This is a genomic window from Actinoplanes sp. NPDC049548 (genome assembly GCF_040676695.1).
In the GTDB taxonomy this organism is placed as follows: Bacteria; Actinomycetota; Actinomycetes; order Mycobacteriales; family Micromonosporaceae; genus Actinoplanes.
In genome coordinates, this window is the sequence record NZ_JBFAPM010000016.1 from 13,627 (window position 1) to 23,256 (window position 9,630).

The 9,630-nt window shown below is 73.9% G+C and carries 1 protein-coding gene; it reads right to left on the reverse strand.

Annotated elements, in window-relative coordinates; translation table 11 throughout:
* Positions 1-26: 26 nt before the first annotated feature.
* Complete coding sequence (locus tag AB0J80_RS27360) at positions 27-9,401, reverse strand: amino acid adenylation domain-containing protein (RefSeq protein WP_364710295.1); 9,375 nt, start codon at positions 9,399-9,401, stop codon at positions 27-29.
* Between the last annotated feature and the right edge of the window lie 229 nt (positions 9,402-9,630).

Consider the following 9,630-nt stretch of genomic DNA (forward strand, 5'->3'; position numbering starts at 1 on the left):
GCGTGTCCTCCGTAGCGGGTCGTTCGTCAGGTTCTGGGCATGGGGCGCAGGACCGGCCGGTCGGATCGCCGCGTGTGCAGCTCGCCGGCGAGCTGCGCCGGCGTGGGGTGGTCGAAGAGGGTGCGGATCTCGAGGTCGATTCCGAGGGCGGCGCGGATGCGCGCGACGAGGCGGACGACGAGCAGCGAGTGCCCGCCGAGGTGGAAGAAGTTGTCGTCGATGCTGACGGTGTCGAGCTCGAGGACGTGCGCGAACGCCTCACACAGCACGGATTGCTCGGGGGTGCTCGGCGCTCGCCCGGGTGCCGAGCCGGTGCGGGCGTGGTCCGGTGCGGGCAGGGCCTTGCGGTCGAGCTTGCCGTTGACCGTCAGCGGCAGCACCGGCAGGACGACCACGGCGGCAGGCACCATGTACTCCGGCAGCGACTTGCGGGCCCATTCGCGCAGGTCCGGCACTGTCTCGTCGGCCGGGACCACGTAGGCCACGAGCCGGTCGTCGCGGGCGATCACCGCCGCCTGAGCGACGGCCGGGTGTGCGATGAGCACCGCCTCGATCTCACCCGGCTCGATCCGGAAGCCCCTGATCTTCACCTGGTCATCCGCCCGGCCCAGGAACACCAACTGCCCCTCAGCCGTCCACTTCGCCAGATCCCCGGAGCGATACATCCGCTCACCGCTGCCATAGGGGCACGCCACGAACCGCTGACCCGTCAACCCCGGACGGCCCAGATACCCGCGCGACACTTGAGCACCAGCCACATACACGTCACCGGCCACACCCGCCGGCACCGGCTGCAACCGGTCATCGAGTACCAGCATCCGCGTGCCCGGCAGGCCACGACCCACCACACTGCCCACCTCACCACCGGTGAGCTGCCACTGCGTCGAATGCACCGTCGTCTCGGTGATCCCGTACATGTTCACCAGACGCGGACCACCCTCGGACAGCCGGCCTGAGACGCGGGAGGGCTCCAACGCCTCACCACCGAACACGACCAACCGCACCGATGCCGGCAACGACGGCAGCTGGTAGAACGCCGACGGCGTCTGGCTCAGCACCGTCACCCGCTCACGCGCCAACAACGCCGCGAACTCCTGCGGGCTGCGCGACACCTCGAACGGCACCACCACCACCCGAGCACCGTGCAGCAGCGCACCCCACAACTCCCAGACCGAGAAGTCGAACGCGAACGAGTGGAAGCAGGACCACACCTCCCCCGCACCCAGGTCGAACGCCCCGAACAGCGCCACCACGTTGCGGTGGGTCACGATCACGCCCTTGGGCGTACCGGTGGAACCCGACGTGTAGATGACGTAGGCGGGTTGCTCCGGAGACACCCCGGTCGACAACGGTGCGTCCCACAACGGCGCGAGCGTCTCGGCCGTACCCGGATCGTCGAGGACCACAGCCGGAACCGAGTCCGGAAGCAGCGACGCGCAGGAGGTGGAGGTCAGCACCGCCGCGACCGCGGCGTCGGACAGCACCACGGCGACCCGCTGGGCGGGGGTCCGCGGGTCGACCGGCACGTAGGCGGCGCCGGCCTTCAGCACCGCGAGCAGGGCCACGACCACGTCCGCGCCCCGCTCCATCACCACGCCCACGAAGGACCCGGCGCCCGCACCCAGCCCCCGCAGATGCCGCGCCAGCCGGTTCGCCCGCCGGTCCAGCTCCCCGTAGGTCAGCGACACCTCGCCGGCCACCACCGCCACCGCGTCCGGAGCCATCGCCACCTGACGCTCGAACAGCGCCACGACATTCAGGTCGGAGGCCTCGGGTGCGGTCCCGTTCCACCCGGTCAGGATCTCCTCGCGCTCGGCGGCGTCGAGCACCGGCACCGCGCCCACCCGCAGTCCGGGCTGCTCGACCACCGTCCGCAGGACCCGCACGAACCGGTCCGCGAGTGCCCGTACCGAAGGTGCCTCGAACAGGTCCGCGGCGGCCACCAGGAAGCCCCGCAGTCCCGTGGGCCGGCCCTGCTCGTCGAGCACCTCGGCGAGCGCCAGCTCCAGGTCGAAACGCGCCACGGTCTCGTCGCCGGCGGCCTCGACGGCGCCCGCGACCGCCACGCGTACGCCCGGCAGCTCCACGTTCGCGCGCTCGTTGTCCTGCAGGGTCAGGGTCACCTGGAACAGCGGGTGCCGCGCCAGGGACCGGGCCGGCGCCAGGTCCTCGACGAGGCGCTCGAACGGCACGTCCTGGTTCGCGAGCGCGCCCAGCGTGGACTCCCGTACGCGGGCCAGCACCTGCCGGAAGTCCGGATCCCCCGCCAGGTCGGTCCGGACGACGAGCGTGTTGGCGAAGAAGCCGACGACCTCGTTGAGCGCCTCGTCCAGGCGGCCGGCCACGGCGGACCCGATCGGGATGTCGGGTCCCGCCCCGAGCCGCGACAGGGTGACGGCCAGCGCGGCCTGCACGACCATGAACACGGTGGCGCCCTCGGCGCGGGCCAGCTCCACGAGCCGCTGATGCACCTCGCCGGGCACCTCCACCGGCGCCTGCCGGCCCCGGTGGCTCGCCTGCGCCGGGCGCGGCCGGTCGGCCGGCAACGCCAGCTCCTCGGGAGCGCCGGCCAGCGCCTCCCGCCAGTACGCCACCTGATGGGCGAGCAGGCTGTCCGGGTCGTCGTCCGCGCCCAGCAGCTCGCGCTGCCAGATCGCGTAGTCGGCGTACTGCACCGGCAACGGCTCCCACGCCGGAGCTTCGCCCTGGGTACGGGCCGCGTACGCCGCCGACAGGTCCCGGCCCAGCGGGCCCATCGACCAGCCGTCCGTCGCGATGTGGTGCAGCACCAGCACCAGGACGCACTCGTCCGGCGCGACCCGCAGCAGCCAGGCCCGCACGGGCGGCTCGCCGGCGAGGTCGAAGGCGTACCGCGCCACCTCGGCGACCCTGGCCGGCACCTCGGCGGCGGCCACGTCGACCACCTCGAACCGGCGGCCCACGTCGGCCGGGTCCAGGATCCGCTGGTACGGCTCGCCCTCGACCGCCGGGAACACCGTCCGCAGGGACTCGTGTCTGCCCAGCACGTCGGCCCACGCGGCCTCCAGCGCCGCGAGGTCCACGGCACCCGACAGCCGCAGGGTGAAGGGGTTGTTGTAGGTGGCGCTCGGGCCCTCCAGCTGGGCGAGGAACCACAGCCGGCGCTGGGCGTACGACAGGGGGATCCGCCCGGGCCGCTCGCCCGCCGAGATCGGCGCCCGGCGCGTGCCCGCCGTGGCGAGCCGCGTCGCCAGCTCGGCGACGGTCGGGGCCTCGAAGACGGTACGGATCTCGATGTCGACGCCGAGGGTGGCGCGGATGCGCGAGACGAGGCGCACGGCGAGCAGGGAGTGCCCGCCGAGGTCGAAGAAGTTGTCGTCGATGCCGACCGTGCCGAGCCCGAGGATCTGGGCGAAGGCGTCGCACAGCAGGGACTGCTCGACGGTGCTGGGCGGCCGCCCGGTCGCGTGGCCCCCGCCGGCGTAGTCCGGAGCGGGCAGGGCCTTGCGGTCCAACTTGCCGTTGCTCGTCAGCGGCAGCGCCGGCAGGGCGACGACCGCGGCGGGCACCATGTAGTCGGGCAGCCGCTGGGCGGCGTAGCCGCGGATGGCATCGGCCGCGACGTCGTCGTCGGGCACGACATAGGCGACCAGCCGGTCGTCGCGGGCGATCACCGCCGCCTGAGCCACCGCGGGATGTCCGGTGAGGACGGCTTCGACCTCACCGGGTTCGATCCGGTACCCGCGGACCTTTACCTGGTCGTCCGCCCGCCCGGCGAACACGACCTGCCCGTCGAGGGTCCACTTCGCCAGGTCGCCGGTGCGGTACATCCGTTCCCCGGCCCGGTAAGGGCACGCCACGAACCGCTGACCGGTCAGCGCCGGCTGGCGCACGTAGCCGCGCGCCACTTGGGCACCGGCCACGTAGAGCTCGCCGACCACGCCGGGCGGAACCGGGGCAAGACCCGCGTCGAGGACGTACAGCGAGGTGTTGGCCAGGGGCCTGCCCACCGGGACCACGCCCGCGGTCGGCGCCGAGATCTCGGTGGCCGCCACGCCGACCGTCGTCTCGGTCGGGCCGTAGTGGTTGAACACGCGGCATCCCCGGGCCACCAGTTCCTCGACCCACTCCGCCGGGGCCGCCTCGCCGCCGAGGACCAGCGAATGGGCGGGGCTCAGCCGGTCGGCGCCGATGGCCATCGCGTGCGAGGGGACGAGCTTCAACGCGTCGATGCGCTCGCGCCGCAGGTAGCCGCCGACGGCCTCGGCGTCGACGACCGCGTCGGGGTCCAGGACGTGGATCTCGCCGCCGCCGGCCAGGGCGGTGAACACCACGGTGTTCCCGAGGTCGGTGACCTGCGGTTGCAGCAACGCGTACCGCATGCCCGGCCGCGTCCAGCCGAGCCGCTCGGACACCGACGCGACGTAGTTGGCCAGCGCTCCGTGCGTCACGGCGACGCCCTTGGGCAGGCCGGTGGAGCCGGACGTGTAGATGACGTACGCCGACTGTCCCGCCGCGGCCGCGGGAACCGGCATCGGTGCACCGGAACAAGCCAGGACCGAGGGGTCGTCGGTCGCGATCGTCCGTACCCGGCCGGCGGGCAGACCGTCCAGCACGTCCTGGGCGCCCACGAGCACCGACGCCCGGCTGTCCGCCAGCAGGAACGCGATCCGCTCGACCGGCAGCTTCCCGTCGACCGGCAGGTAGGCCGCCCCGGCCTTCCACACGCCCAGGATCGCCGGGAGCATCTGCTCGCCGCGGGGCAGGCAGAGGCCGACCACCGACTCCCGCCCCACACCGCAGCCGGCGAGGTAGCGGGCCAGCCGGTTCGCCTGCGCGTCCAGCTGCGCGTACGTCACCGTGGCGCCGCCCGCCACGATCGCCACCGCGCCGGGATCCGCGGCCACCCGGGCGGCGAACGACTCGAGCACACCGGGCGCCGGTTCCGCGGAGGCCGTGGCGTTCCAGCCCCGCAGGATCAGCTCCCGCTCCGCCGCGTCCACCAGCTGCACGTCGCCCAGCCGTACGCCCGGGTCCGCGGTCGCCACCTCCAGCACCCGCATGAGCCAGCCCGCCACCCGCTCTGCCGTCGCGGCGTCGAACAGGTCCGCGGCGACCGTCACCAGGCCGTCGATCCCGGCCGGCCCACCGTTGTCGTCGAACGCCTCGGCGATCGGGACCCACAGGTCGAACTTCGCCGGGGTCAGCGCGACGCTGTCCAGCTCGGAGTAGGCGCCGGAGCCGGACCGCGCGGCATGCCCGGTGTCGGTCATGACGACCTGGACGAGGGGGTGCCGGGCCAGCGACCGCGCCGGGGCGAGCTCCTCCACCAGCCGCTCGAACGGGACGTCCTGGTGGGCCATGGCGCCCAGGCCCGCCTCCCGGACCCGGGCGAGCACCTGCCGGAACTCCGGGTCGCCCGCCAGGTCCGTACGGATGACCAGGGTGTTGAGGAAGCAACCGACCAGGTCGTCCAGCGCCTCGTCGGTGCGGCCGGCGGTCGGCGAGCCGATCGGGATGTCGCTGCCGGCGCCGAGCCGCGACAGCATCACCGTGAGCGCCGCCTGCAGCACCATGAAGGTGGTCACGCCCTCCGCGCGGGCGAGCTTCGCGATCCGGCGGTGCACGTCGGCGGGGACCCGCCAGGTCGCGCTGTGGCCGCGGTGGCTGGCGGCGAAGGGACGCGGCCGGTCCGTGGGCAGCTGCAGCTCCTCCGGCGCACCGTCCAGGGTGCGCCGCCAGTACGCCACCTGCCGGGACAGCAGGCTGTCCGGGTCGGACTCCTCCCCCAGCAGCTCCCGTTGCCAGATGGCGTAGTCGGCGTACTGCACCGGCAGCGGGGTCCATTCGGGCGCGGCACCTCGCTTGCGCGCCTCGTACGCCTGGGCCAGGTCCCGGTCGAGCGGCCCGGTCGACCAGCCGTCGCTGGCGATGTGGTGCAGCTGCAGGACGAGCACGCGCTCGCCCGCCTCCCCGCGGAACAGCCAGGCGCGGACCGGTATGTCGGTCGCCAGGTCGAACGCGTGCCGCGAGGTGCGGGCCACGGCGTCCGTCAGCCCGCCGGCCGCGACGTCGACGACCTCGAGGCCCCACTCCAGCTCGGCCGGGTCCAGGATCCGCTGGTACGGCTCGCCGTCGGCGACCGCGAACACGGTCCGCAGCGGCTCATGCCGGCCGATCACGTCGCGCAACGCCGCTTCCAGCGCGCCCGTGTCCGGGTCCTCGTCCAGCCGCAGGATCATGGGCATGTTGTAGGTGGGGTTGGGGCCTTCCAGCTGCCCGAGGAACCACAGGCGGCGCTGGGCGAAGGACAGCGGTACGCGTTCGGGCCGCGGCACCGCCCGCAGGGCCGGCCGGGTGCGTCCGGCGCCGGTGTCCGCCAGGCGGGCGGCGAGGGCGGCCACGGTGGGCGCCTCGAACAACGTCCGGATCTCGACGTCCGTACCGAGCGTGGCCCGGATCCGCGCCACCAGCCGCGCCGCGAGCAGCGAGTGCCCGCCGAGGTCGAAGAAGCTGTCGTCGACCCCGACCGTGTCGAGACCCAGGACGCCGGCGAAGGCGTCACACAGCAGCTCCTCCTGGACCGTGGCCGGGCCCCGGCCCGCACGGGACGCCGACTCCGGCGCGGGCAGAGCCTTGCGGTCGAGCTTGCCGTTGGCCGTCAGCGGCAGGGCGGTCAGGGGCACGACGGCGCTCGGGACCATGTACTCGGGCAGGCGCTGGGCGGCGTACTCGCGGATCCGGTCGGCCGGCAGCTCGTCCTCGGCGGGCACGACGTAGGCCACCAGCCGGTCGTTCCGCGCGACCACCACCGCCTGCGCCACCGCCGGATGCGCGGCCAGCACGGCTTCGACCTCGCCCGGCTCGATCCGGAAGCCCCGGACCTTCACCTGGTCGTCGACCCGGCTGGAGAACATCAGCTGCCCGTCTGCGGTCCACCGGACGACGTCGCCCGTGCGGTACATCCGCTCGCCGGCGCCGTACGGGCTGGCCACGAACCGCTCGGCCGTGAGGCCCGGCCGGCCCACGTAGCCCCGCGCCAGCTGGACGCCGGCCACGTACAGTTCGCCGGCCACCTGGGGCGGGACCGGGGACAACGTGTCGTCGAGCACGAACGCGCGGGTGTTCAGCAGGGGTCCGCCGATCGCCGGCTCGTCGCCGCCGGCCAGCGGCGCCGACATCGTGGCGCAGACGGTCGTCTCGGTGGGCCCGTACGCGTTGATCAGCGACCGCCCCGCCGACCAGCGGGACACCAGCTCCCGGTCCATGGCCTCGCCCGCCGACACCAGCGTGCGTACGGGTTCGAGCGAGCCCGGGTCCAGCGCCGAGAGCACCGCGGGCGGCAGCGTGGCATGCGAGACCTCGAACCGCCGCACTATCTCGACGAGGGCGTCGCCGGCGAGCAGGCGGCCGGGCGCGGTGACGACGAGCGCGGCGCCGGAGCCCCACGCCATCAGCAGCTCCCACACGGCCGCGTCGAAGCCGGCCGAAGCGAACTGCAGGACCCGGTCGCCGGGGCCGACCGCCAGGCGTTGCGCCTGGGCCGCCGCCAGGTTCGCCGCGCCCCGATGGGTGACCGCCACGCCCTTGGGCGTCCCGGTCGAGCCTGACGTGTAGATGACGTAGGCGACCTGGTCCGGATGGACGGTCACGTCCGGGGCGTGCGCCGGGCCCTGCGCCTCGGCGGCGTCCACCGCGAGGACGCCGCGCAACGGCAGGCCGTCCAGCACGTCGCCGGTGCCCAGGACCACGATCGCCCTGCTGTCGGCGATCATGAACTCGACCCGCTCGGCGGGCAGGGTGACGTCGATCGGCAGGTACGCCGCGCCGGCCTTCAGGACGCCGAGCACCGCCAGCACCAGCTCGGCACCGCGCGGCATCGCGACCGCCACCAGCGACTCCGCGCCCACGCCGAGGCCGCGCAGATGCCACGCCAGCCGGTTCGCGCGTTCGTCCACCTCCGCGTAGGTCAGCGATACACCGTCCGCGATCAGCGCCACGGCGTCCGGCGCGGCCGCCACCTGCCGCTCGACCAGATCCACGATGCTGCCGGCGGCCGTCTCGGCGGTGGTGTCGTTCCAGTCGGCCAGGACCCGGCGGCGCTCCCCGGCGTCGAGCAGGCCGATCCGGTCGACGGGGTCGCCGGGGGCGGCGGCGACCGCCTCCAGCACGCGCAGGAACCGCCGGGAGATCTCCTCGGCGTCGGTGGCGTCGTGCAGGTCGAGGTTCACGTCGACGTCGATCTGCAGGGCGCCCGCGCCGGTGCGGTCGTAGACGTCGATGCCGATGTCGTCGACGGGACCGCCGGTCAGGCTCCGGACGACGGAGACACAGTCGCCGAACCGGGCGGAGTAGTCGAACATCATGACGTTGGCCTTCACGGCGTACAGCGGCCGGCTGTCGGACAGCTTCAGGTCGCGGAGCAGCTGCTCGTAGCGGTAGCGCTGGTGCGGCAGGCCGGTGCGTACCGTCCGGACGGTCTGCGTGGCCAGCTCGGCGACGGAGGTGCCCGGACGCACGGCGAGGCGCACCGGCATCAGGTTGGTGGTCTCGCCGACAGCTCGCAGTTCCCGCATCCCGGTGCGGCCCAGGACGGGAACGCCGACGACGAGGTCCTGCGCGCCGGTGAGGCGGTGCTGATAGGCCGCTGCCGCCGCGATGACGAGACCCGCCAGGCTGGTGCCGCTGCGGGCGGCGACGTCGCGCAGGGCGGCGGCGATGCCGGGTTCGACGGTCCAGGAGTGCCGGGCCGGCCGGGTGAGGCTCCAGCGTGGTGCCGGCCGTCCGGTCCGGCGCGGCTCCGGCGCGCCGGCGAGGTGGTCCAGCCAGTGGCGCCGGTCCCGGTCGGGGCCTTCGGATCTCCGGTACGCCCGGTCGGCGTCGAGCAGCACGGACAGCGGTTCGAGCTCCGGTCCCGCGGGCTCCCGTCCCTCTGCCAGTGCGGTGTAGTGGGCGGCGACCCGCGCGCCGAACAACGCGCCGCTGTAGCCGTCCACGGCGATGTGGTGGAAGCGCTGGTACCAGAAGTGCCGCCGGTCGCCGACGCTAAAGACGACGTGGACGGACACCGGGTCACCGAGGAGGTCGAGCGGGCGGGCCGCGTCCTCGCGCATCCATTCCTCGGCGGCCGCCGACGGGTCGGGCCGGTCGCTGACGTCGATCACGTGAACCTGGCCGTGGCCGTCACCGCCGACGTACTGCCGGGGTTCGCCGTCGACGACGCGGAACCGGAGGCGGTAGGCCGGCGCCTCGTCCAGCGTGTGCCGGATCGCCCGCACCAGCAGGGCGGGGTCGAGGTCGCCGTGGATGTCGTGGTACTCGCTGATGAGGAACGCGGGGCTCTCGGGCGCGAGGTGCTGTGCACTCCAGATGCCGAGCTGCCCGGCCGTCAGCTCGTCGGCGCCGGCCTCCGTCGCCACCATGCTGTTCTCCCCCATGGTCACCCTTGTCGTCCTGCAACGGCGGCTCGTCACGGCCGCGAACGGCGACGACGATCCGCCGGCCGGTGGCGCCATTGCAGCGCACGGCCGGGCGGCTCGACAAGGCGCTGATCGCACACCTCGGGCTGTCCAGCTGCGGATTTTGCACACTCGAACAGGGGCCCGCCGAGCCGGCGGACCCCTGTCGAACGCCCACGTCCGCGGCGTCAGC